We start from the raw sequence: 23,283 nt of genomic DNA, 5'->3' as shown, positions 1-23,283 counted from the left end.
AGGGGCGAAGCCGGGTGGTTTGCCAAAAGATCCCATCGTTGGGACGGCGCCGCCTAAATGGGATACGCCTCAATCACGCGTAGATGGTGAGTTCGGTCAAACGGGCGGAAAGACCGTTTCCAGCAAACCACCGGAGCAAGCAATTCCCAATCTTACCGAGCGTGGCACGCTCACCAATGTCTATCCTTCAGATCCCGCGATCGCGCAACGGCCCGTGAGAACTCTTGTTCAGGACGAATCAGGCCGGTATTGGCTGCAAGGGCAAGGTGGGGGGAAAATCACACCTTCAGGTTCTTACGATTTTGTCACATTGCCGGATGGGACTATCAAGGTAAGCCGCCCAAATGTGAATGAGCAATTTTCAACCCATCTGGGGCTTAGCGAGGGGGGGGAAGTTAAATATGCCGGCTCTATTCGCTTTGGTAACAATGACGGTCCAGAGCGAGGAAAAATAACAAGATGGGATAATAGCTCCGGTCATTATCAGCCACCTGCTACCCTAAAGGCTAACTCTGGGTTACCGGAAAACTTATTTAATCCGAGGAAATAGTTTGGTATGGATTCAAGATTGATATCACTCTGTAAAGAGTTGGCGAAAATGACTTCTGATCAGGCGGCAGCTTGGATATTGAGTCGGTACCCGCTTGCTTCAGATAATTGGGGTGAAGCTTTATTGCTTCTTCCTCATAGATCTTGGAAAAAACCAGAGCAGAAACGTTTAGCAGATTATTATTTTAAGAAAATTCCGTTCTCTAGCGCTAGAGGATATGAAGCGTTCGCGTCAATTATGTCAGTTAAGTTAATGGTTGCATGCATTAACGATGCATTGCCCAAAGATCCTAGCAGGCTCGAGTTATTGTTTTATCATCTTGTCCCAGTGCTTAAGCGTTTTGCAAAGAATGATGCAGATCGAAAAACTATTGAGGCTTTCCTTTCGGCTTTTTCGATAAATTTGCCAAAAGATAATTGAGGGCAAAAGGATGCGGTTTGTTCAATCTTGCTAGAGTAGTGAGAAAAGGGGGCAGGTTTATTTGAATTAGGGTTGGAAAAGTCTATTAAATAATTCTGTCCCCTTTTGTTGACGATTCCGGATGTCCGAGTTCAGTCTGGTGGATTAACTTTTCCGCTTACCCAAGAGGTTGCAGATATATCAAATAATCCTGGGTGCTGGGTTTTAAGGAAAGGTTATATAGAGGCTGTTGGTTCGCCAGTGTGGGTTAGTAAGTCTCTGCTTAACTCATTAGGCGTGGACGAAAAAGAGTTGATGAATGTCGACTGTTTTTCCGTGGAAGATTTGGGTAGTGTTTTGAAGATTGTTGCTTGCGAGCAGTGTTTCACAGCTGATGTAGGAATCCAGGCTGAGAGGCAAGTCATGCTGAGAAAGATTTTATTTAAAGCGTGAGGTCTAGATCCGTGCAATAAAAGCGGGATTAATAAAGGGTTGTGAGGAAGTGAACGGCGAAAAATGGACAGATTTATTTAAATTAGGGCCGACAACTATAAAATTTAATCGCGAAGACGTTCGGTCGTTGTGTATAGATACGCTGGATGTCACTTATAAAATCGATAGAAAGCGTCAAACTGTTCGATTTGAAAATGAAGCTCGCCGAATACCGCAGCATAAAGGATGATTACCAAAGATATAGAAATTGTTAAAAGTATTTTTGAATTGCTTCAGTCAGGAGTTGTTGAAGATTATGATGCATTCAGGTATTAGGCTGAGGTGTGCGATGGATACATGGTTGAAGAGATCTCCATTGAGAAAAATGGCGTGGTAAATGAACAGCCCCAAACTGATTTCAATGGTGCTGTTTTGTATCGATTAATTAAGGAATTGAAGGCTAGCGCAGCATCGCGGAGTGAGAACTGGAGTTCTTTTGTGATGAGTTATGATGTTGGTGGGCAAGTAAAGACGAATTTCGTTTATCCGTGAGTAAAAGTGTGAAAGTGATTTTTTGAAAGTGGTTGATTGTCCATTTGGTTTGTGTCAAGGAGGGTTATGTAAAAGGGGTGGGTTTGTTTGAAAAAAGTGGGAATGAGGTGCAGATGGTTTATGTCGCCAATAGACTGCTTCCCACGCGGGCTATCGTGTTCATGGATTTTATGACTGACGTTTTTTCAAAGATTCCAGCCTTGAACGGCAATACCCCTTTGCCGACCCTATAAGACAAGACGACAAAACGTGACTTCTCACGTTTGCCTGAGGACGTTTCAATGAGCTTTAAAATCGCGCGTTTATCGACCGTAGGATGCCGGATTGGCCAGTGGCTGTGCTTGCTGGTGATGTTTGTCAGCGCCACTGCCTTCGTGCTGGTCTGGTCCTACCTCGACCGTCGTCCAGCGGGGTTGGGTACGGCAGCGGCTGGTTTTGTGTGGGGCGGTATTGGGCTGCTGTTCGCGTACGTGTTCGAACGGCCTCGTACCGTCGTCGCCACATTACAATTCATGCTGGCTCGGACCTTGGCATTGCTGGTGCTGGCGACGGGCGCGGCCTATTTGATCGGCCTGCTGTGGGTCAATCCGCAGCAGGACTTTCTGGAGGCTCAATTAAAGGGCGCATCGTGCGGTAAATACACCGGTACCATTGAAAAAGGTTGGGAGCAAATTTGCGCCCGTTCGTATTCAACACAGACACAAACCCCTTGAAACTGGAGTAGCACGCTTGGAGGTTCTCGGCGAACACTCGCAATCGCGCTCAGCAAATCACCCATGCCAAGTTCAAGTGATCAACCTATGAACACTGGGAAGTACCCTCATCTGAAAGTGTTTTTTGCTTTCTGGTTTATGCCCTGATTGGAGGGCGGTTTTTTGTGTAGGGCCACATCGGGCTGCTGTTCGGGTATTATTCGAACGACCTCGCACCTATTGGGTGTGAATCTTAAAAGAATGAAAATAGGGGGCAGACCGCGATTAATGCATCAATGTATATTGGTGGTCTGACCCCTATTCTTCCTGATTCAAGTTTATCCATTTAGCAACGGCAGGAAAGTCATGACAATAGAAAAGGAAATTCGACAATGAAGTATTGGAACGTATACCGAAAAGGTCTTTACCTAGTCATTCTGTTCAAGCTCACTCTATTAACAGGCTGCGCAGGAATTCCCTACGAAAAGCCCGAAGACCAGATTTCTATCCAGAAGGACCTTTCCATAAAGGCTGAGGATATTGTCATAATGAGTCAGGTAAGTTGGTGCTCCTATCCTTATGGTGACATGGCGCCGTGTCGTCCACAGGATGCACTTGCGGTACAGACGCGAACAAAACTGATATTTGCCAGTTATAGCAGTCAGCACTATAAGCCCGACTTAGAAGTGTTGGCCAGTGACGTCATGTGTGCTCACCTCTACGAGTCCAGAGATACGTCACCGAATTTCTATTTATTCACCAAAGATTATGCGCTGCAGATTTGGCCAATGGATGCGCATAGTAAACCGGATATGAAGAAAAAAAAGCTCATGCTCGATGCCATGGTGCCGCAAGGGAAAAAAGCATACGTGGGGCCAGAGGGTAATTTTGTGACAGCCACCGGGCGGACCAGCGAGGCAATTTATGTCTCGCGCTATCCCAGCATCGTATATACGAGCCATCCGGAAATATTGCAGCTGGTCAATCCATGTGGTCAGTAGTTCAAACTAGAAAATAGGCGGATTTATTCAATTGAAATGCTTGTTATTTAAGCGTGAGTAAAGGGGGCGGATTTATCTAGTTGATTTATTTGGTTGTACTACTCACGCACAAAGCGGGCGACACTACGGCCGGACTATAAGCCCCTCACCCAAAACCGCGCAAGGCATCAGAGTAGTGGCATAATGCCTTGTCTCGCGCCATACAACGCCGACAGGCTGGCCACGACCCAATGCATCAATGATAAGACCCGCTACCCACAAGGAAGAAATACATGATCAAGTTGTTCTGCAAAGCCGCTGTCGTTCTGTCCCTGGCCACCCTGTTTGGCTGTTCTTCGACGCCTTCTGTAGAGAAGATGCAGGCTGACGTCGCGAGCTATTCGTTGCCCAAGGCCGCCGTGGCCGATAAAGGCCTGGTGTATGTCGTGCGCCCGAGCAACGTCGGGATGCTGGTACGGTTCAACGTGTTCCTGGATGACAAGGAAGCCGACTCGGAGATGGGTTACAACCGCGGTAACCAGTACATCTATTTTTTCGTGACGCCGGGCAAGCACGTGATCAGCTCCAAGGCTGAAAACTGGGCGGACATGCCAATCGACGTCAAAGCCGGTGAGGTGGTTTACCTCAAGCAGGAAGTTGAAATGGGCTTCGCCGTGGCGCGCAACAGTCTCAAAGTGCTGAGCGACCTGGAAGGCCGTTATCTGGTCAAGGATGCGTCCTTGGGTACCCTTGTCAAAGAAAACAAATAAATTAACGCATTTGGCGCCGGCCGAAGCCCAAGGCTCTGCTGGCCCCGCTATTCACCTGTGAACATTAAAGGACTGATGTGAAAAATCTCCTCTTCATCCTCCTCACCACTCTCATCCTCGGCGGTTGTGTCAGCCACCCCCTCACCCCCGAAAACCGTGCGCAGATCAAGACCGTCAAAGTCCTGCCCGTGAAGTGGGAAAAGAACATGGTGTACTTCGGCCGTGAGCAAGCGTGGAGCGCGGCCCTGGGGGCTGGGGTTGGTGCGGGCGTCGGCATGGCCAGCGGTGCGTCCAAGGTGGGCACTGCAGCGTTGAGCGGCGCCGGGTTTGCCGCCGGCATGAAGCTTGGGCAGTTGGCTGAGATGCCGACGCCGGTGGCCATTTTGAAGGTGATGGAGGCAGAAAAAATCGATCTGGGCGTGCTGCTCAAACAGGGCTTTATCGACGCGCTGGGCAAGACCTCAACGCTCAAGGTGGTGGGCGACGATGAACCCGCCGATGCGCAGATCCAGCTGACCGTGGCCGAGTGGGGCTTTCGCCTGACTCAAGGTTTCAGCAGCGTGATTTATCCCACCCTCAATGTCCTGGCGCAGATGAATCGCGGCGATGAAATGGTCTGGCGCACCAGCGAGGCGGTCACGCCGTTCAATGGCCAGAATGTCTACGGCTACACGCCGCTCACCTACCGCACAGACCCTGAGGCGCTGCGCCGCGCGCTCACCGGTATCACGCAGATTTCCGGGCGTTATCTGGTGCAAGAGCTTAAGTAGGCAGTCGCCGGATAAAGGACCTTTGATGAAACCCGCAAAATTCTCCCTCCAGGCCTTCCTGATGGCCTGTCTCATACCCGGCTGGGGCCTGGTGTATGTAGGCCGCCTTCAGTGGGGCATGCGGGTCGCCGCGTTGTTACTGGGCGGGGTCGCGCTGATGGGCGCCTTGGGGTGGATCACCACACCGCTTGGGCTGTATGCCTTCTTCGCGTTCGTCATTACGGTCAAGCTGACTTCCGCCATCGTGTCCGCCGTATTGGCCCGTCGCTACAGCGGCGCGCCCAATGTGCCGCGTAAACGTGTTCATGCTCTCTACGTCGGCGGCGTGCTGATCCTCGTGCTGATGCTGGATGTCTTTCGGGTGCCGTTGCTGGGCTTCAAGAACTATTACATTCCGTCGGGCTCGATGGTTCCGACGCTGTCCATTGGCGACTACATCATCGCCGACCTGCAAGTCGGCGCGCCGCAGGTGGGGGATCTGGTGGTGTATCGCTGGAACGGCACCGAAGCGGTCAAACGGGTGGCGGGTGTTGCGGGGGATACGTTAGCCATCGTGAACGGTGAGCTGATTCATAACGGTGAAAACCTTGGGCTGTTTCACGCACCGGCCGACCGGGTGAAAGGGCCGCAATCGCAGGCAATGGCGCCGATCAAGGTCGAGCCGGGTCATGTCTTTTTACTGGGCGACAATCGCAACAACAGCAACGACAGCCGCTTCATGGGCCAGGTTGCGGTGGAGGACGTAGTGGGCAAGGTCACCGGCATCTGGTTCTCGAAAGAGCGCGCGCGCATTGGGACGACTTTTCCATGAAGTTTTCGAGTATGGGTTGCCGAGTGGTGCAGTGGCTGTGCCTGCTGGTGATGTTCGCCAGCGCCGGTGCGTTCATGCTGGCCTGGGTCTACCTGGATCGCAGTTCGTCGGTAGTGGGCACGGCGGCAGCGGGCTTTGTGTGGTGCGGCGTCGGGCTGTTGTTCGCGTTTGTGTTCGAGCGGTCTCGAACCGGGCGGGTAACGCTGCGGTTCATGGCCAGCCGGCTTGCGGCGGTGGTGCTGCTCGCGGCGGCGGCCGCCTATCTGGTTGGCGTGTTGTGGGTTGAGCCTGGGCGCCATTACGCCGGGATGTAAACCGCACGGCAAACGCCCTTACCTCATCACCGTGTGACCGACCGCACAACTTTCCGACACAGTCCTGAACCTTTTCGTACATTTGAAGGTCTTTACCGCGCCCACCCACGCGCGGTCGGGCTGCATGGACTGCAGCGTTTTCAAAGACATTAAGGATTGATGTGAGCTTTTCCCCCCTTTATTCCCTTCTTCGCCACTGCCTTGTGCGGTGCTAAGGCGCGCGCCTGCGCGTTCGGCAAACGCGCCGAGGGCATGCATCCGGGACCTTTGATCCCGTCGTTCGATACACCTACTGCCGCCGGGCCTGTTGGCGGCTTTGACCTGTAGTTCATGGAGTTTGAAATGACGCGTAAGCCGTTCCAGAAAAGTCTGTTGGCAATCATGGTTGGCGCAATCAGCACGCAGGTGCTGGCGGTGGAAGTTGACCTTGGCGCAGGCAAGACCCAGTTTGTCAGCGAGACCTACAACGAGTCGCTGATCCTCACCGGGCAGACCACGCAGATCACCACGCCGACCCATTCGCCCCCAGCCGGGCTGGGTGTCGCCGATACTCATATCCAGGGTTCGTTGATCAATCGCGCAGATATCACGCTGGAATCACAAGGCAACACTATTCGTGCAATCGCTATCGACCCGATGTTCTGGACGGGCCCCGCCAATTTGAACCCCGGCACTGTCACGGGAGATGTGATTCAGGCGGGCAACGTTCTGATGCGCAACGGCAGTTATGAAGGGCTTGAGATCGGCGCCACCACGATTGGCGGCAGCGTCATCAACTCCGGCACTATCCGCTCGACGCCACCGGTGGGTACTGTAACGACTCCTGGTTACCTGGGCGGCGGTGAAGGCATTTACCTGCATGGCACTACCATTGCGGGTGATGTTTCCAACACCGGTGTGATCGATATGGCCGGCCCGGATGCGATTGGCTTGGTCCTCGACGTCAACAGCGGAACGCCGACTACTATCGGTGGCAAGCTGCTCAACTCGGGTTCGATCACCGCAACAGGCGACGGCGCTTGGGGCGTGGAAGTGGAAACCGCCACCAACCCCCTGCGGATTGAAAACAGCGGACTGATTTCCGCCAATGGCAATGAGGCGAAGGGGCTGACATTTTATGCCGGCACCGTCGATTACATCCTCAACACCGGCACCATTGAAGCCAAGGGCGCATCTGCCAATGCCTTCGACTTCTCCGGCGCCAGCTTTGCGCAAAACAGCGCCACGGGCGCGCGCGGTATCGTCAACCGTGGCCTCATCGCAGCGGACGGCACAGCGATTCAGGTCGATGTGGCCAAGCAGGTCGCGACGTTTGAAATCAACCAACAAGCCGGCGAAATCCGCAGCAACTCCGGCACCGCCATCGACGCCGCCAACCTCGCTGCCCTGAACTGGACTGGCGGCAATATCGTCGGCGACCTGCTCAACCTCAACGCGGTCAACATCGACGGCCAGGCCAACTTCAGCGGCAAGCGCATCATCGCCCCCGTCTCGGTCAATTCCGGCTCGCTGAACCTCGCTGCCCCAGGTACCGCCATCACCGGCAACCTCAACGTCGCCAGCGGCGCGGGCATCGATATGCACCTGTCCGACAGCGTCGTGCCGACCACGCCATACCTCACCGTCAACGGCGTCGCCCGCTTTGCGCCGTCGTCGAAGCTGACGGTCAGCGCTCAACCGGGCGATTTCGCGCGCACTCACAACGGCACCCAATACACCCTGCTGCAAGCCACCAGCGTGCAAAACAATGGGCTGTCCGTGGCCAGTTCTTCGTCGTTGCTCAACGTGCTCAGCTACTCGGCCGATGCGCAAACGGTCAAGGCCGTGGTGGCGGTCAAGGACAACCAGCAAGTGCAGCAGGACCTGGCCGCTGTGGGCGCCAGTGCGGCGTCGGCCACGGCGGTCAACACGTTCAAGAACGGCGTACTCGGCCAGCTCGGCCAGGACGACCAAGTGTTTAAGGCCCTGGCCAACGCCGGCACCGCGCAGCAATTGGCGCAGGTGGGTGACCAGCTCAAGCCGGACGTCAACCGCGGCGCCCTCGATGTGGCGTTGTCCGGTCAAACCGTGGTCAACGGTGCAATCTTCAACCGCCTCACCGACCAGCGTGAAAGCCATCAGGTCGGCGGCGTGTGGGTGCAGGGCCTGAGCAGCAACATGGACCAGGATGGCCGTGGCGGCGATAACGGCTACTCGGCCAACAGCAGCGGCATGGCGGTCGGCGTGGATGGCCGTATGAACGACACCACAATCCTGGGCGTGGCGTACAGCTACCTCAATTCCAACCTCCACTCCGACCTGGGCAACAAGACCGACGTCGAAGGCCACGCGCTGTCGCTGTACGGTAACTGGTCGCTGCAAAACTGGTTCGCCGACGCCAGCCTCAGCTATGGCCACAACGACAACGACAGCAAGCGCCACATCGCCGGCACCACCGCCAAGGGCAGCTATGACAGCAATGTGTTGTCGGCCAGTGTGATCGGCGGCTACAGCTTCAAGCCGTCGCAGGCAGTGGTGATCGAGCCGCGTGTGGCTGCGCGTTATTCCAACGTGCGCATGGATGGCTACGACGAGAAAGGTTCATCGGCCTCCCTCAGCACTCGTTCGCAGCGTTACGAAGTGGGCGAGCTGGGCGCCGGCGTACGCCTGGCCGGCCACCTGCCGATGGGCGCGGGCAGCCTGCAGCCGGAAGCGACCTTGATGGCCTACCACGACCTGATGGGCGATCGCGTGGCGCAAACCTCCAGCTTCGTGGCCGGCGGTTCGGCGTTTACCGTGACCGGTGCGTCGGTGGCGCGTGACAGCTATGAGGCCAGCGTCGGCGTGAACTACCAAGTGTCGGACTTCACCGTCGGCGCCAGCTACACCCGCCAGGCGCGCAGTGGGTTTGATGCCGATGGCGTGATGCTCAAGGCGCGCTACGCCTTTTAACTGCGAGGAGCGAGCAAGCTCGCTCCTAAGCTTTTTTGGATTCAAGGAGCTTTCAATGAAACTGCATCGTCTGTTCATATCGCTCGCTGCGCTGGCGACCTGCACCAGCAGCTTCGCCGCAGCACCGGCCCTGCAAGGTTTCCTCGCGTGCGACCAGAACTCCCTGGCGGTGGTGAACCAGCCAGGCCTCAAGGAGCGTGTGCCCCATGGGCTGGAGAGCGGCAAGCTCACCTTCAGCGGCGGCACCAAGACCGATATGGGCCAACGCTGGATGTTCGATACGCCGCTGACACTCGACGGCATAACCCTGACCGGCTTTTTCTCCGAAGACCAGGACCTGATGGGCTCGCGCATCATCGGTTGGGGCTTCTACACCGAGCAGGCGCCCGACGCACTTTACGCACAGCTGAGCAAAGCGCCGGGCACCGAACTGGAGAAGGCCAACGGGATCTATGCCCGCCCGCAGATCTGGTCGCATAAGCAATCGGCCTGGGTGCCGGAGGGCGGCGACACCGCGGGCAAGCTGGTTACCGATACGGCCGAACGGATCCTGATGGTCGAACCCGCGCCCGGTGACCTGGCCAAGACCAGCAAAGGCATGATCACCTGTTCCGTGCAGGGCGCGGTCAACGAGGCCATGCTTAAGGCCTCTCGGCCGGACCTGATCAAGTGAGCTGAGGTCGGTAACCAAACCGCAGGCATGTTCAATGCCTGCGGTGTTCTCTGTTTATTCGCGAGCCAGCTCACTCCTGCACGAAACATCTTGAGAACCCCCCTCAACTCCGTAAAATGCCGCCACTGTTTAAAGCACGATACTTTTCAGGGACGAATTCAGACATGCGCGCATTTGCCGTGTTCCTCGCCGTCTGCCTCCTGGCGGGCTGCGCCTCCAAGCCGGATTACTACATCTCGCCGGCGCCGGTGACCATTCCCAAAACCGCCACGTATTGGCTCGACACCTTCGATGTGGAGGTGGTGGGCAAGAACGAACGCTTCCTGCCCGATGACAAAGTGCGCCAGCAACTGGGCGTCGATCTGGTCGACCGTCTGCTCAAGGCCAAGCGCTACGCCACCAGCAAAGACAAAGCCGATTACCTGCTGGATGTGAACGTGGTCTACACCCGTCGCATTCAAGACTCCAAGGGCGGTTTCATCACGACCATCGTTGACGACAACACCATCCTCGCCAGTGTCGACTTCAACTACCAGGTGAAGGTCAAGAAGGCCGGTGCCGAGGTGCTGCATTTTTCCCAGGTGCGCGAGGGGCTGATGCCGCGCGGATACCAAGGTGACTGGCAGAACATGAAGACCTTGGCCGGGGTGTTGACCAACACGGGCAACTCCAGCGTCGAGACGTTCTATACCGGTTTATTGAGCCGTTTCATTGTCGATGACCTGCGCGACATTCCGTCCCGCTAGCGTTATCGGTTGCACCCGATTTTCCACTTAGGAGCACCTTGTGAAAACACTCTGCAAAACCCTGCTGTCCGGCCTCACCGCCGCAGCGCTGCTGACCGTGGCCGGTTGCGCCACCGAAAGCAACCGCGCGATGCCGGTGGAACAAGTCGCCAGCGCCAACGTCGCCTATTCCGGCGTGCGTGTGCCGATTGCCGTGGGCAAGTTCGACAACCGCTCCAGCTACATGCGCGGCATCTTCTCCGACGGCGTCGACCGTCTCGGCGGCCAGGCCAAGACCATCCTCATCACCCACTTGCAGCAGACCAACCGCTTCAGCGTGCTGGACCGCGACAACATGGGCGAAATTTCCCAGGAAGCCAAAATCAAAGGCACCGTGCAGAAGCTCAAGGGCGCGGACTATGTAGTGACCGGCGATGTGACCGAGTTCGGCCGCAAAGAAACCGGCGACCGCCAGCTGTTCGGCATCCTCGGCCGTGGCAAGACCCAGGTGGCTTACGCCAAAGTCGCGTTGAATATCGTCAACATCAACACCTCCGAAGTGGTGTATTCCACCCAGGGCGCCGGTGAGTACGCACTGTCCAACCGTGAAGTGGTCGGCTTCGGCGGCACCGCCAGCTACGACTCCACCCTCAATGGCAAGGTCCTGGACCTGGCCATGCGCGAAGCGATCAATCGCCTGGTCGACGGCATCAACGCCGGTGCCTGGAACCCGCGCAACTGATCAGCAGCACCTCAAGGAGCAGTACACGGATGAGCAAGGCAGTTAAGTCAGCGCTGATGCTGGCAGCAATCGCAGCGGTCGCCGGGTGCCAGACGGCGCCCCAACCCCTGTATCAATGGGAAAGCTACCAGCCGCAGGTCTACGAATACTTCAAGGGCGAGCCCAAGGAAGCACAGGTGGAAGCACTGGAGCGCGACCTGCAGAAGATCAACGCCAGTGGCCGCAAGGCGCCGCCGGGTTACCACGCCCACCTGGGCATGCTGTACCTGAGCATGGGCAAGGATGACCAGATGGTGCAGGAGTTTCGCACCGAGAAGGCGCTGTTCCCCGAATCCGCCGCCTACATGGACTTTCTGCTGAAAAACGCCAAGACCGGAGTCGCGACTAAATGAGCCTGTTAAAACTCACCGGCGCCCTGCTGGCCCTGGCCTTGCTCGGCGGTTGCGCGGCCCCCAAGACCGTCGATTACTCGGCGTATAAACAAGCGCGGCCCAAGTCAATCCTGGTGCTGCCGCCGCTCAATGAGTCGCCGGAAGTGCAGGCGTCCTACAGCCTGGTGTCGCAGGTGACGTACCCGCTGGCCGAAGCTGGCTACTACGTGCTGCCGATTGCTCTGGTGGACGAAACCTTCCGCCAGAACGGCCTGACCACCGCCAACGATATCCAGGCAGTGCCGCCGACCAAGCTGCATGACATCTTCGGCGCGGACGCGGCGTTGTACATCACCGTCACCGAGTACGGCACCAAGTACATGCTGATCTCCAGCGACACCGCCGTGACCGCTTCGGCCAAACTGGTGGACCTGCGCACCGGCACCACCCTGTGGACCGGCACCGCACGCGCTTCCAGCGAAGAAGGCAACAACAACAGCGGTGGTCTGATCGGCATGCTGATCACCGCGGCGGTCAAGCAGGTGATCAACAGCTCTACCGACGCCGCGCACCCGATTGCCGGTATCACCAGCGCGCGCCTGCTGTCGCCGGGGCAACGAGCGGGGATTCTGTATGGTCCGCGCAACCCCAAGTACGGCACGGACTGACCCGGCGCGTCAGGTCGGCCTGCTGGAAGGACGTTGCAGGGCCTCGCGGTGACTTTGGATCAGGTCGATGGGTGTGGCATGACCCAGGGATTCGCGGCGCCCGTCCACCGTGCCGATAATCGAGCCGTTGTGCAGCGCGACGATTTCGCCGGTCTCGACGCTGATCAGCGGTGAGCCGGAGGTGCCGGGAACCTTAAAGGCATCATGGTAGAACGAGGTTTGCCCGACGCTGTCCTGGTGGTAGGCCTTGAGCGTGGTCGGCTGGCCGCTGGCGTTCAGGAATGAGATGCCAAGGGACGCCTGGCCGTGGTTGGGCATGAAGATCTTCTGCCCCGGCAGGGCGCTGTGGTTTGTCGCCAGCCTGAGCGGCGTGAACTGGCGGGCCAGCGCGGTTTTTGCCTCGGCGGGCAGGTCCACGCGCAGTGTTGCGTAATCCAGCCGCGCGTCGCTGCTTTGGGGCGTGACGCTCAGCGGCACCTTGCGCGCCACCTTTAGCCGACCACTGCTGTCTTCCTCGCAGCCTAACCAGAGTTCCAGCCTGCTGCCCTTGGCGAGTGCCGCGTGCACGTGCTGATTGGTCAGCACGCTGTTGCCACCATCGATCAGCGACCCCGTGCCCAGCGAGCGCTGATGCACGCGCTCGTACCCCCATGAGTCACGCATCACACTCACCTCGCGCAGGCTGCCCACGGCCTTCGCGGACATGTGCATGGGCGTGCCTTTGAGGGCGGCGCTGGGTACGTTCTGTGACGCAATCGCCAATGCAGGGGCAGGGGCGGGTGCCTGCGGAATCAGTGGCATAGGCGTCGCGGGAGCCCGCGCTGTATGGCTGATCACGTCCCCAGGCTTGATTGCCCCGTGGCTCGTGATCAGCAGGTCGGCCTGCGCGGAACCGTCCAGGTCAATGGCCAGGCTGTGCAGGCGGGTCTGCGGGTTGTAGTCGATTACCGCTTCGCCGGCACGGCCGCTGAAGCGCCAGACAAACGTCAGGCCGTTGACGTTGGCGTTTTTCAATGCGGCGGACACGTCGAGTGTGTCCTGGCCGCTCTTGAAATCCATGATCAGGTCCGGCCGCTGCACCGTGGAATCGCTGGCGTGGGTGTAGACAAACGTGTTGCGGCCACGCCCACCGGTCAGCGTGTCGGCGCCCCGGCCGCCGGTGAGGCGGTTGTCCACATGGTTGCCGATCAGATGGTCGTCGCCTGCGCCGCCGCTGGCGTTTTCCAGGGTCACGCCCTTGGCGATCGACACATTGCCCTGCATGCCGCCGACATCGGAAAAATGCTCCGCCCGCAGGTCGATGATCTGGTCGTGATGGAAGCCGGAGAAGTCCAACGTATCGTTGCCACCCGCGTCCCATACACAAAACAACGGCGCGTCGGCTGCTGAGTGAAGGCTGAGAAAGTCGCGCCCGGAATTGGAGTTGAAGCCGTAGACCGTGTCGGTGTCGCGGGTAGTGAGATTGGCGCCGTAGCGCTTCTGAATGGCGCTGATGTCATCCATCATCGGTGCGCTGGGATAGTAGGTTTGCTGGTTCTTTCGGTGACCGTGCCCTCGGTGGCCTTCCCACCAATAGCTCATGACGCTATAGGCGCGAGTGTCCTCGGCATAACGGGCGTGCTGGGCGTAACTGCCGCTGTTGTTGTAGTGACCAGGATGGGCGAGGCCGAGGGTGTGGCCGATTTCATGAGTCAATAAATGTTGACTGAAACTGCCGTGTGAAAAAGGCCGGTTCTTGCCGTCCGATGCGAACCAGGCATGTGCACCTTCGAGCGCGCCTGGGGGGTAGGACGCATACGCCGACAAGCCGCTGTCGGCAATATTTCCAAGCACCAGGTGCCCTTCGGCATCGGCTGCCTTTTCGGTGAACGACAGTCGCGCCACATCGGCCCACGCTTGCATGGACAGCCTGGCCTGCTGCTTTTGAACGGTACTGAACTCATTGGCGCCGGCGGGCGTGCGGTGGTTGGCTTGCGAGGGGGTAAAGAATCGGTAGGACAGGCGGGTGGTGCCATCCAGATTACTGTCGCTCCAATGCCGGCCCATGCGCAGCAGTTGGTCAGCGGCTTGATCGGTGCTGTAGGAGGGTTTGCGCGGTGTGGCAGACGGCGAGGCATCGCCAGCATAGTCAACCGAGCGTGCGGTCCTCTGGCTTATATACGTCATGTTGTCGGTTCCGGTTGATAAGGCTCCCTGTTGTTCGCAAACGTCTGATAGGGAGCGGGGCTTCCGATAGGTGGTCTTGGGATAATCCTGGTTCACGTCGCGTGTTTAACCAAGTGTGAGTGGAGGCTTACGTCGCCGGTTCTGCGATTTAACCCGAACCCCTTATGACGTGCGTCTGACCTTGTGAACGGATCATTCACACTTGAGGTTCAGCCCATGTCCCGTCCTTCGCTATTCCTGCGTCCTGCTACCCAAGGCTTTGTCGTTACCCTGATGGTGGCGCTCACCGGTTGTGGAGTGCCGTCCTCCCAGGATGTGACGCCACCCGCCGACACGGGCCCGGTCTCGCGGTTGGAAGCCGACACCGTGCAAGGCGCACTGAGCAAGCCCATGCCGATGCCGGCGCCGATGCCCGCCCGCCTGGCGATGCAGGAATCGAAGGTGATGGACTACCGCAGCGAACCCCGTGAGCACTACGCCAACCTGGCGGATAACCCGGTGCACCGCGTGGCTGAAACGCCGGTGTCCACGTTCAGCGCCGATGTCGATACCGGCAGCTACGCCAACGTACGGCGTTTCCTCAATCAAGGCAGCCTGCCGCCCGAAGGTGCCGTGCGACTGGAGGAAATGGTCAATTACTTCCCCTATCACTATGCGCTGCCTACCGATGGCTCACCGTTCGGTGTGACCACCGAAGTCGCCGCCACCCCGTGGAACCCGCACACCCAGTTACTGCGTATCGGCATCAAGGCTAGCGACCGCGCCGTGGCGCAGCTGGCCCCGGCCAACCTGGTGTTCCTGGTGGATGTGTCCGGCTCTATGGACCGTCGCGAAGGCTTGCCGCTGGTGCAAAGCACCTTGAAATTGCTGGTCGATCAATTGCGCGAGCAGGACCGCGTGTCGCTGGTGGTCTACGCCGGCGAGTCCCGCGTGGTGCTCAAGCCTACGTCCGGGCGCGACAAGGCTACGATCCGCACCGCCATCGACCAGCTCACCGCCGGTGGCGCCACGGCCGGCGCATCCGGTATCGAACTGGCCTACCAGATGGCCCGCGAAGGCTTTATCGACAACGGCATCAACCGCATCCTGCTGGCCACCGACGGTGACTTCAACGTCGGCGTCAGCGACTTCGACAGCCTCAAGCAGATGGCCGTGCAGCAGCGAAAAAGCGGTGTGTCCCTCACGACCTTGGGCTTTGGCGTGGACAACTACAACGAGCACCTGATGGAGCAACTGGCCGATGCCGGCGATGGTAACTACGCCTACATCGACACCTTGCGTGAAGCGCGCAAGGTGCTGGTGGACCAGCTCAGCTCGACCCTGGCGGTGGTCGCGCGGGATGTGAAATTGCAGGTGGAATTCAACCCGGCGCGGGTCAGTGAATATCGCCTGCTCGGCTACGAAAATCGTGCCCTGAAGCGTGAGGATTTCAACAACGACAAAGTGGACGCGGGAGAGATCGGCGCCGGCCATACGCTCACCGCGTTGTACGAAATTGTGCCCAAGGGTGAGAAAGGCTGGTTGGAACCGCTACGCTATGCCGGCGCGCCTGCGGCCGAGGGGCAAGCCGATGAACTGGCGATGCTGCGCGTGCGCTACAAGCCTGCCGCAGGTGGCGATAGCCGCTTGATCGAACGGCCAATCCCTGGCCAAACCACCCAGGGCAGCGACGATTTGCGCTTTGCGGCGGCAGTGGCTGCGTTCGCCCAGCAACTCAAGGGCGATGGCCGCTACACTGGCGGCATGACGTTGAAAGACACCGCCGCACTGGCCCGCTCGGCGCGGGGCGACGACCCGTTCGGCCTGCGCAACGAGTTCGTGCAACTGGTGGAGTTGGCCCAAAGCCTCAAGCCCTGAGCTCGAACACAACATATTTGTTACTGATACACCGCCATCGGGAGCAAGCTCCCTCCTACCTTTGAACCGCGTTAACTTTACAAAAGGAGTGCGCCCCCTACATGGCTGTTCCAGATGACCCCTCCAGCGACGAAGCGCTGCTGGCCCGCTACCGAGCCGGTGACGCCGCTGCGTTCGAAGTCTTGTACGCCCGGCATCGCCAAGGCCTGTATCGCTTCCTCGTGTCCCTGAGCAACAAGGCCGAGTTGGCCGAGGAAATCTACCAGGACACCTGGCTCAGCCTGATCCGCAGCGCCACTTCGCCACAAGGCCGGGCGAGCTTTCGCACGTGGCTGTTCCAGATTGCGCGCAACCGCCTGATCGACCACTGGCGCAAGCACGGCATCCACAACCCGCTGCACGACAGCTACGATGAGCAACTGCATGCCCAGCCCGACCACGGCCCCGGCCCCGAGCAGCAGTTGAGCCTGAGCCGCGACCAGGCGCGTCTCGACGCGGCCCTGCAAGACTTGCCCGAGGACCAGCGCGAAGTGTTCCTGCTGCGCCTGCATGGCGACCTCGAAGTACCGCAAATCGCCGCGCTCACTCAAACCCCGCTGGAAACCGTAAAAAGTCGCTTGCGCTACGCCCAGCAGAAACTGCGTCGCCTGCTGGCTGAGGAGGTACCTGTATGACTGACCCCCGACACACACCTGACGACCAACTGCTCCAGCATTTTCGTCAACACGTCACCGGCGAGCCGCCCGCGTCCCTCGATGCCTTCATCCTCAACGCCGCCCGCCGCGAGGCCCCGACGCCGCAACCGAACCTGTGGCAACGCTGGCTGCAGGCCTGCCAACGACCACGCTGGCAAATGGCGTTCGCCACGGTTGCCGGTGTTGCGCTGATGATCGGCGTGGTCATGCGCTCGCCGGTGCCGCAACCCGAAGTGTCCCCCGCGACGTTCTCGGCGCTCCACGACCAAGCTCCACCTCCGGCACCCGCTCCTGCGCCGATGGCACGTATGGCTGTAGCACCCAAGGCCGAGAGTGCCCAGGCCGAAATCACCGGCTCGCTGGCCCAGGCCCCAGCGGCCAAACCGTTGAGCAAGCGCGCGCCGCCGGCGTTGCCGACATTGGAGCAAGGGTTGCAGGAAATTGTGAACCTGCGCGCAGCAGGCCAAACCCGAGCGGCGGATGAAAAACTCCTGGCGCTGCACCAGCGCTTTCCCCAGGAGGATTTGCCGGCGCGGTTGGAGATGATGCGCAAGCATTGATTCGGTCCTTGGAGCCTCTGCAAACCTGAGAGGCTCTTTGTATCTTGGGTTTGCAATACCTAGCTGTTTGGCTAGTAAGTGCAATTTAAGACTGGAAAATACTTAAGTCTGGCGCCATTGTTTTGAACTGATCAATTCAGCAAATCGGTGAGTGATGGATTACGCCACCCTTGAAAGTTTGCGCAAGCATCATCCGGCCTGGCGCCTCTTGTGTTCGGATCATGGTCCGTTGGTGGCAAGTTTTTTACACCGTGTGTTTGTCGCGCCTAACGTTCGAATCATTTCAGCCGCCGATCTGGCCGAGGCTCTGGAGGATGAGCTGTTTGCCCTGCGTAGGCAGATCGAAGACGAGGTTTTCCCCAAACCTGCGTTGCAGTATCTCAACGAATGGGCGAGTCCGGAAAAGGGCTGGCTGCGCAAGTTTTATCGTCAGGACGACGATGAACCGCAGTTCGACCTCACGCCGTCTACCGAGAAAGCCATTGCCTGGTTGGCGACCCTCGCCGAGCGGGGCTTCGTCGGAACCGAATCACGTTTGCTGACGCTATTCGAGCTGCTCAAACAGATGAGCGAAGGCACTGAAACAGACCCGGCCAAACGCGTCGCCGAACTACGAAAACGCCGGGACGAACTGGACGCTGAAATTGCGCAGATCGTCGGTGGCAATGTGCCGTTGCTGAACGATACCGCCCTGAAAGATCGCTTCCAGCAGTTCACCCAGTTGTCGCGAGAGTTGCTCGCTGACTTTCGTGAGGTCGAACATAATTTTCGTCTGCTTGACCGGCGTGTGCGAGAGCGGATCGCCCTATGGGAAGGTGCCAAGGGGGCCCTGCTGGAACAGATCATGGGCGAGCGCGATGCCATTTCCGACTCGGACCAGGGCCGTAGTTTCAGAGCGTTCTGGGGCTTTTTGATGTCCAGCCAGCGGCAGGAGGAACTGACGCAGATGCTTGATCATGTGCTGGCCTTGGCGCCGGTCATGGAGCTCAAGCCGGATATTCGCACTCGCCGCGTTCACTACGATTGGCTTGAAGCTGGTGAGCATACCCAGCGCATGGTGGCTCAACTTTCCCAGCAGTTGCGACGGTTTCTGGATGATCAGGTCTGGCTGGAAAATCGACGGATCATGGACATCTTGCGTGGTGTGGAGGCCAAGGCGTTGTGGGCACGTGACCAACCGCCTGCTGGTCACTTCATGGACATGGATGACGTGGCTGCGCATATCGAATTGCCCATGGAGCGGCCCCTGCATACGTTGACTGTCAAACCTGACTTCGCCGGCCTGGTTGTCCAGGCGGGAGACGACGATGTGGATGTCAGCGCCCTGTACAACGAACAGGCCGTCGACCTGCTTCGTCTGGCAAGCCATATCCGGCAAGCGCTGCAGACCCGCTCGCAAGTCACCCTGTATGACTTGATCGACTTGCAACCCCTGCAGCAAGGGTTGGCCGAGTTGGTGGCATATCTCCATCTTGGCAGTGAAACCTTTACGACTGTGATCGACGACAGCCTCTACGAGCCGATCATCTGGAACGCGATGACTCGTGATGGCGGTTACGTAAGAAAGCAGGCGCGCCTGGCGCGAATAATTTTTGTGAGGGAAGGATGAGCGAAGAGCAACCCGCGCCGGCGGCGACTATGGATGTCGCGGCGGCGGATCTGTCCACACTGTTGGTTTCGCTGCTCAAAGGGGTGATTTACCGGGAAGGTAATGAGCGTTTGTGGGGCGCGCTACTCAACTTGCAAGTGCGTGTGCGTGACTACGTGACGGTACTGGGCCTTGAGTTGATGTTGGATGAAGCCGAAGGTTATGTTTTTCTGCGCAGCCGTCCCGAGCAGGACGTCGGCGAAGCCAGCGTACAGATTCCGCGTCTCGTCGCGCGCCGACCCTTGTCATTTCCGGTCAGTTTGCTGCTGGCCCTGCTGCGCAAAAAATTAGCGGAGTTCGATGCTGGCGGCGGTGAGACTCGGCTGGTACTGACGCGCGATGAGATTGTGGAGTTGGTTCGCGTATTTCTGCCTGCCAGCAGCAATGAAGTTAAGTTGGTCGACCAGATTGATGCGCAAATTGCCAAGGTAATCGACCTGGGTTTTCTGCGCCGGCTCAAAAGCAGTGGCGGTCCAATGAGTTTCGAAGTGCGCCGTATCCTGAAGGCATTTGTGGATGCTCAATGGTTATCTGATTTTGACAGCCGGCTGGCTGAATACCGGGTCCGTCTAGGTGGAGACGAAGACGCTTCACTTGATACTGAGCAGGAGAAGGATCATGAGTGATGCATCGCTCCCGGAGTTGGACTTTATCGGCGACGACAGCCTGTCTGGCTTTCGTCTCAAACGCCTGGAAATCTTCAACTGGGGCACCTTTGATCAAAAGGTCTGGACACTGCTGCCGGAGGGTAAAAACAGTCTGCTGACGGGGGACATCGGTTCCGGTAAATCCACTTTGGTGGATGCGATCACTACATTGCTGGTTCCCACCCAGCGCATCGCCTATAACAAGGCTGCCGGGGCAGAGAATAAGGAGCGAGGTCTGCGCTCCTACGTGTTGGGGCATTACAAGTCTGAACGCAGTGAAGTCACGGGTACGGCAAAACCTGTAGCTCTTCGCGACCACAGCAGTTACTCGGTGATTTTGGGTGTATTTCATAACGCAGGCTACGATCAGACGATAACCCTGGCCCAGGTGTTCTGGATGAAAGAAGGGCAAGGGCAGCCGGAGCGCTTTTATGTCGGCGCTGAGCGCGACCTGAGTATTACTGATGACTTTGCCGATTTCGGTTCGGATATTCCGCAGTTACGCAAGCGACTGCGAAATGCGGGTGCAGATGTCCAGGACAGTTTTGCAAAGTACGGTGCGTGGTTTCGGCGACGCCTGGGTATTGATAATGAACAGGCAATGGAGTTGTTTCATCAAACGGTTTCGATGAAGTCGGTTGGCAACCTGACTGAATTTGTCCGCAACCACATGCTTGAACCGTTTGATGCCGCTGTACGCATTAATGCCTTGATTTCCCACTTCGATGACTTGAGTCGTGCCCATGAAGCGGTTTTAAAGGCCAAGCATCAGCGGCTTTTGCTGGAGCCTTTGGTGGCCGACTGCGACAAGCACCACGACCTGGTTGGTGAGCAGGAGCGTTTGCGCGACTGCCGCGAGTCCCTCAAGGCCTGGTTCTCGGAGCTCAAACTCGGTTTGTTGGACCGACGTCTGGAGCTGTTGACTAATGATCAGCAGCGACTGTCCTCTCAAAAGAAGCGTCGGCTTGAGCTGCGAGATCGCCAGCGATTGGAGGTAGACGCTCTTAAACGCGCGGTGGCCGAGCAGGGCGGAGACCGCCTGGATCAATTGGCCAGTGAAATACGTAAACAGGATGATGAGCGTGAAAGGCGCCAGCAACGCTTCCGGCGTCATGCGGAGCTTCTCAATGCGGTAGGCGCTTCCCCGGTGCGCGACGAAATGGAGTTTGTGCGCCTGGGACTGCAATTAGGGGTACGTCGCGAACAGTCAGGCTCCGAGGAGGCCGAGCTGCAAAACCAGCTTACCGAATGGTCTGTGTCGCTGCTTCAAGGGCGGCGTGAGCATGACGCGCTCGTTAGCGAAATAGCCAGCCTTAAGGCGCGCCGCAGTAATATTCCGCTCGCTCAGATCAAGCTGCGCGCCGCGATGTGCCAGGCACTTGAGCTTGCCGAAGACCTGATCCCGTTTGTCGGTGAGTTGCTTCAAGTACGTGAAGAACATCGCCCTTGGGAAGGCGCGATTGAGCGTATTCTGCATAGTTTTGGCTTGGCGTTGCTGGTGCCGGATGAACATTACCCCGCGGTGGCAGCCTGGGTGGATCGAACCCACTTGGCGGGGCGTGTGGTGTATTTCCGGGTACGTGCCGCCCGTCAGGCCGAGCCATCGGACCTGCATCCGCAGTCCTTGGTAACAAAAATCAGTGTCAAACCCGACTCACCGTTTTACCACTGGCTGGCCCGTGAACTGAGTTATCGCTTCAACTACGCCTGTTGTGAGACACCGGAGCAGTTTCGGCGTGAGGTCCGCGCCTTGTCTCTATCGGGCCAAGTCAAAGGGACTGGCGAGCGCCATGAAAAGGATGACCGACATCGTCTGGATGATCGTAGCCGCTATGTGCTTGGGTGGAGCAATACGCAGAAGATTACTGCCCTTGAGGTCGCTAAAGATCGCTTGGAAGAACGTCTGGGCGACATAGGCTCAAACATTGCCAACGCTGAAAAGCAGCGTGCCCTTATCCGTCACCAACTGGAATCCCTCGCTGCGCTCAATGAGTTTACCGACTACCGTGAAATCGACTGGGCCGAATGTGCGACGTTGGTAGCGCGTTTGCAAGACGAAAAGTCGCAGCTGGAGGCGGCAAGTGATGCATTACTGGCGTTGGCGGCGCAATTGAAGACCCTGCAAGACGCGTTGCAGGTCACGGAGAATGAAGTATCCCGGCTGGACCAGGAGTTGGGTAACGTAGCGTCAAAATACGAAGCCGCCAGCGCGTTGCATATTGAAACCACCCGCTTGCTTTTGGACATTGAAGCATCCGTTCGTCTGCGTCTGGAGGCGCTACGTGTTCAGGTGTTGGGCGAACGATTGCTGACTGTCGAATCCTGCGACAACGCCGAGCGCGAAGTGCGCGAAGCTTTGCAACGAGAAATGGATGCCGAGGTCAAGGTGCTGGATCGGCTACGAGACAAAATCATTCGGGCCATGGGGGCTTTCAAGGACGCCTACAAACTGGAAACCAGTGAGTTTGACGCCGATCTCAATGCTGTCGATGAGTACCGTAATCTGCTTGACCAGCTCAATCGCGATGATTTGCCGCGTTTTGAACAGCGCTTCAAGGAGCTGCTCAACGTCAATACACTTAATGAAATCGCTAACTTCAACGGACAACTGGCGCGCGAGCGCGAGACCATCAAGGAGCGAATTGCCCGAATCAACGAGTCTCTTGGGCAGATCGACTACAACCCCGGCCGCTACATCGTGCTGGAGTCGCAGTTGAGTCCGGATATCGATGTCCGTGACTTCCAGATGCAATTGCGGGCCTGCACCGAAGGTGCATTGACGGGCTCCGAGGATGCGCAGTACTCGGAAAACAAGTTCCTACAGGTCAAGACCATCATTGATCGTTTTCGTGGGCGAGAAGGGCATGCAGAGCAAGATCGCCGCTGGACCGCCAAAGTCACCGACGTGCGCAACTGGTTCTTGTTTGCCGCCAGCGAGCGCTGGCGTGAGGACGACCGGGAACATGAGCATTATCCGGACTCGGGTGGCAAGTCCGGCGGGCAGAAGGAAAAGCTGGCTTACACCATTCTGGCGGCCAGTCTGGCCTATCAGTTCGGCCTCGAGTGGGGCGCCGTGCGTTCGCGCTCGTTCCGTTTTGTGGTAATCGATGAGGCGTTCGGGCGTGGTTCGGATGAGTCCGCCGAGTATGGCTTGAGGCTGTTCGAGCAACTCAATCTGCAGTTATTGATCGTGACGCCCCTGCAGAAAATTCACATCATTGAGCCCTTTGTTTCCAGTGTCGGCTTTGTGCGCAACGAGGGGGGCAAGGCTTCACAATTGCGTAATTTGTCGATTGAAGAGTATCGGACGAACCGGAACGAGCTTTGAGT

Annotated in this window: 21 protein-coding genes; 20 read left to right on the top strand and 1 reads right to left on the bottom strand. The window is 57.8% G+C overall.

From position 1 onward, the window contains the following. The first annotated feature begins 598 nt into the window (after positions 1-598). From QRN10_RS18965 to QRN10_RS18900, 14 genes are all read left to right on the top strand, one after another. The gene (locus QRN10_RS18965) at positions 599-970 is read left to right on the top strand and encodes a hypothetical protein (protein WP_285428892.1); all 372 of its coding nucleotides are present in this window, start codon (positions 599-601) and stop codon (positions 968-970) included. A 768-nt stretch (positions 971-1,738) separates the two neighbouring features. After that, on the top strand, positions 1,739-1,933 hold the full coding sequence (locus QRN10_RS25195; RefSeq protein ID WP_350310268.1) for a hypothetical protein: 195 nt from the start codon (positions 1,739-1,741) through the stop codon (positions 1,931-1,933). 281 nt (positions 1,934-2,214) lie between these two features. Then, a complete protein-coding gene (locus QRN10_RS18955; protein WP_285428891.1) occupies positions 2,215-2,646 on the top strand; it encodes a hypothetical protein in 432 nt (143 codons plus the stop codon). Between the two features lie 371 nt (positions 2,647-3,017). Further along, the gene (locus QRN10_RS18950) at positions 3,018-3,626 is read left to right on the top strand and encodes a hypothetical protein (RefSeq protein ID WP_285428890.1); all 609 of its coding nucleotides are present in this window, start codon (positions 3,018-3,020) and stop codon (positions 3,624-3,626) included. Between the two features lie 356 nt (positions 3,627-3,982). Beyond that, complete coding sequence (locus tag QRN10_RS18945; RefSeq protein ID WP_177449824.1) at positions 3,983-4,375, top strand: DUF2846 domain-containing protein; 393 nt, start codon at positions 3,983-3,985, stop codon at positions 4,373-4,375. Between the two features lie 77 nt (positions 4,376-4,452). Then, positions 4,453-5,145 carry a hypothetical protein gene (locus QRN10_RS18940; protein WP_285428889.1) on the top strand — a complete coding sequence of 231 codons (693 nt, stop codon included), beginning with the start codon at positions 4,453-4,455 and terminating at the stop codon, positions 5,143-5,145. Positions 5,146-5,170: 25 nt separating this feature from the next. Continuing rightward, positions 5,171-5,956: a signal peptidase I gene (gene lepB, locus QRN10_RS18935; RefSeq protein WP_285428888.1), complete on the top strand. Its 786-nt coding sequence runs from the start codon at positions 5,171-5,173 to the stop codon at positions 5,954-5,956. Then, on the top strand, positions 5,953-6,270 hold the full coding sequence (locus QRN10_RS18930; protein WP_285428887.1) for a hypothetical protein: 318 nt from the start codon (positions 5,953-5,955) through the stop codon (positions 6,268-6,270). The genes lepB and QRN10_RS18930 overlap by 4 nt, the downstream gene beginning before the upstream one ends. Before the next feature lie 342 nt (positions 6,271-6,612). Then, the gene (locus tag QRN10_RS18925) at positions 6,613-9,201 is read left to right on the top strand and encodes an autotransporter family protein (RefSeq protein ID WP_285428886.1); all 2,589 of its coding nucleotides are present in this window, start codon (positions 6,613-6,615) and stop codon (positions 9,199-9,201) included. 55 nt (positions 9,202-9,256) lie between these two features. After that, positions 9,257-9,874, top strand: coding sequence for a hypothetical protein (locus tag QRN10_RS18920; RefSeq protein WP_285428885.1), 618 nt, complete (start codon positions 9,257-9,259; stop codon positions 9,872-9,874). A 164-nt stretch (positions 9,875-10,038) separates the two neighbouring features. Beyond that, entirely contained in the window at positions 10,039-10,620 is a 582-nt protein-coding gene (locus QRN10_RS18915; RefSeq protein ID WP_181081421.1) for a hypothetical protein, read from the top strand. A gap of 40 nt (positions 10,621-10,660) precedes the next feature. After that, complete coding sequence (locus QRN10_RS18910) at positions 10,661-11,341, top strand: CsgG/HfaB family protein (protein ID WP_034136417.1); 681 nt, start codon at positions 10,661-10,663, stop codon at positions 11,339-11,341. A 29-nt stretch (positions 11,342-11,370) separates the two neighbouring features. Beyond that, positions 11,371-11,733, top strand: a complete 363-nt coding sequence (locus QRN10_RS18905; protein ID WP_094066098.1) for a DUF4810 domain-containing protein — start codon at positions 11,371-11,373, stop codon at positions 11,731-11,733. Next, positions 11,730-12,380: a DUF799 domain-containing protein gene (locus tag QRN10_RS18900; protein WP_181081423.1), complete on the top strand. Its 651-nt coding sequence runs from the start codon at positions 11,730-11,732 to the stop codon at positions 12,378-12,380. The genes QRN10_RS18905 and QRN10_RS18900 overlap by 4 nt, the downstream gene beginning before the upstream one ends. 9 nt (positions 12,381-12,389) lie before the next feature. On the opposite strand, the gene QRN10_RS18895 is transcribed toward QRN10_RS18900, so the two are convergent. Beyond that, positions 12,390-14,546 carry a M10 family metallopeptidase C-terminal domain-containing protein gene (locus QRN10_RS18895; protein WP_285428883.1) on the bottom strand — a complete coding sequence of 719 codons (2,157 nt, stop codon included), beginning with the start codon at positions 14,544-14,546 and terminating at the stop codon, positions 12,390-12,392. A gap of 216 nt (positions 14,547-14,762) precedes the next feature. Between QRN10_RS18895 and QRN10_RS18890 the strand changes: the two genes are divergently transcribed. The 6 genes from QRN10_RS18890 (at position 14,763) to QRN10_RS18865 (ending at position 23,281) form a co-directional block, all read left to right on the top strand. Continuing rightward, entirely contained in the window at positions 14,763-16,403 is a 1,641-nt protein-coding gene (locus tag QRN10_RS18890) for a vWA domain-containing protein (RefSeq protein WP_285428882.1), read from the top strand. 101 nt (positions 16,404-16,504) lie between these two features. Next, positions 16,505-17,077 (top strand): RNA polymerase sigma factor, encoded by a 573-nt coding sequence (locus tag QRN10_RS18885; protein ID WP_181081426.1) that lies wholly within the window; start codon positions 16,505-16,507, stop codon positions 17,075-17,077. Further along, the gene (locus QRN10_RS18880) at positions 17,074-17,658 is read left to right on the top strand and encodes a hypothetical protein (protein WP_285428881.1); all 585 of its coding nucleotides are present in this window, start codon (positions 17,074-17,076) and stop codon (positions 17,656-17,658) included. Before QRN10_RS18885 ends, QRN10_RS18880 begins: the two co-directional genes overlap by 4 nt. Positions 17,659-17,812: 154 nt before the next feature. Continuing rightward, positions 17,813-19,267 (top strand): DUF3375 domain-containing protein, encoded by a 1,455-nt coding sequence (locus QRN10_RS18875; RefSeq protein ID WP_253509926.1) that lies wholly within the window; start codon positions 17,813-17,815, stop codon positions 19,265-19,267. Next, entirely contained in the window at positions 19,264-19,932 is a 669-nt protein-coding gene (locus QRN10_RS18870) for a DUF4194 domain-containing protein (protein ID WP_181081429.1), read from the top strand. Before QRN10_RS18875 ends, QRN10_RS18870 begins: the two co-directional genes overlap by 4 nt. Next, the gene (locus tag QRN10_RS18865) at positions 19,925-23,281 is read left to right on the top strand and encodes an ATP-binding protein (protein ID WP_285428880.1); all 3,357 of its coding nucleotides are present in this window, start codon (positions 19,925-19,927) and stop codon (positions 23,279-23,281) included. The genes QRN10_RS18870 and QRN10_RS18865 overlap by 8 nt, the downstream gene beginning before the upstream one ends. Positions 23,282-23,283 lie beyond the last annotated feature (2 nt).

It is taken from the genome of Pseudomonas sp. lyk4-R2A-8 (assembly GCF_030209095.1).
In the GTDB taxonomy this organism is placed as follows: Bacteria; Pseudomonadota; Gammaproteobacteria; order Pseudomonadales; family Pseudomonadaceae; genus Aquipseudomonas; species Aquipseudomonas quebecensis.
Note: the sequence above shows the minus strand (reverse complement) of the source record. Positions and strands in the feature narration are given on the sequence as shown.

Bases quoted from the DNA above. Each gene is read 5' to 3' on its own strand.
- QRN10_RS18890 (WP_285428882.1), top strand. From the start codon at position 14,763: ATGTCCCGTCCTTCGCTATTCCTGCGTCCTGCTACCCAAGGCTTTGTC.
- QRN10_RS25195 (WP_350310268.1), top strand. From the start codon at position 1,739: ATGGTTGAAGAGATCTCCATTGAGAAAAATGGCGTGGTAAATGAACAG.
- QRN10_RS18955 (WP_285428891.1), top strand. From the start codon at position 2,215: ATGAGCTTTAAAATCGCGCGTTTATCGACCGTAGGATGCCGGATTGGC.
- QRN10_RS18965 (WP_285428892.1), top strand. From the start codon at position 599: ATGACTTCTGATCAGGCGGCAGCTTGGATATTGAGTCGGTACCCGCTT.
- QRN10_RS18945 (WP_177449824.1), top strand. From the start codon at position 3,983: ATGCAGGCTGACGTCGCGAGCTATTCGTTGCCCAAGGCCGCCGTGGCC.
- QRN10_RS18905 (WP_094066098.1), top strand. From the start codon at position 11,371: ATGAGCAAGGCAGTTAAGTCAGCGCTGATGCTGGCAGCAATCGCAGCG.
- lepB (WP_285428888.1), top strand. From the start codon at position 5,171: ATGAAACCCGCAAAATTCTCCCTCCAGGCCTTCCTGATGGCCTGTCTC.
- QRN10_RS18930 (WP_285428887.1), top strand. From the start codon at position 5,953: ATGAAGTTTTCGAGTATGGGTTGCCGAGTGGTGCAGTGGCTGTGCCTG.
- QRN10_RS18885 (WP_181081426.1), top strand. From the start codon at position 16,505: ATGGCTGTTCCAGATGACCCCTCCAGCGACGAAGCGCTGCTGGCCCGC.
- QRN10_RS18925 (WP_285428886.1), top strand. From the start codon at position 6,613: ATGACGCGTAAGCCGTTCCAGAAAAGTCTGTTGGCAATCATGGTTGGC.
- QRN10_RS18880 (WP_285428881.1), top strand. From the start codon at position 17,074: ATGACTGACCCCCGACACACACCTGACGACCAACTGCTCCAGCATTTT.
- QRN10_RS18865 (WP_285428880.1), top strand. From the start codon at position 19,925: ATGAGTGATGCATCGCTCCCGGAGTTGGACTTTATCGGCGACGACAGC.
- QRN10_RS18950 (WP_285428890.1), top strand. From the start codon at position 3,018: ATGAAGTATTGGAACGTATACCGAAAAGGTCTTTACCTAGTCATTCTG.
- QRN10_RS18915 (WP_181081421.1), top strand. From the start codon at position 10,039: ATGCGCGCATTTGCCGTGTTCCTCGCCGTCTGCCTCCTGGCGGGCTGC.
- QRN10_RS18895 (WP_285428883.1), bottom strand. From the start codon at position 14,546: ATGACGTATATAAGCCAGAGGACCGCACGCTCGGTTGACTATGCTGGC.
- QRN10_RS18900 (WP_181081423.1), top strand. From the start codon at position 11,730: ATGAGCCTGTTAAAACTCACCGGCGCCCTGCTGGCCCTGGCCTTGCTC.
- QRN10_RS18870 (WP_181081429.1), top strand. From the start codon at position 19,264: ATGAGCGAAGAGCAACCCGCGCCGGCGGCGACTATGGATGTCGCGGCG.
- QRN10_RS18875 (WP_253509926.1), top strand. From the start codon at position 17,813: ATGGATTACGCCACCCTTGAAAGTTTGCGCAAGCATCATCCGGCCTGG.
- QRN10_RS18920 (WP_285428885.1), top strand. From the start codon at position 9,257: ATGAAACTGCATCGTCTGTTCATATCGCTCGCTGCGCTGGCGACCTGC.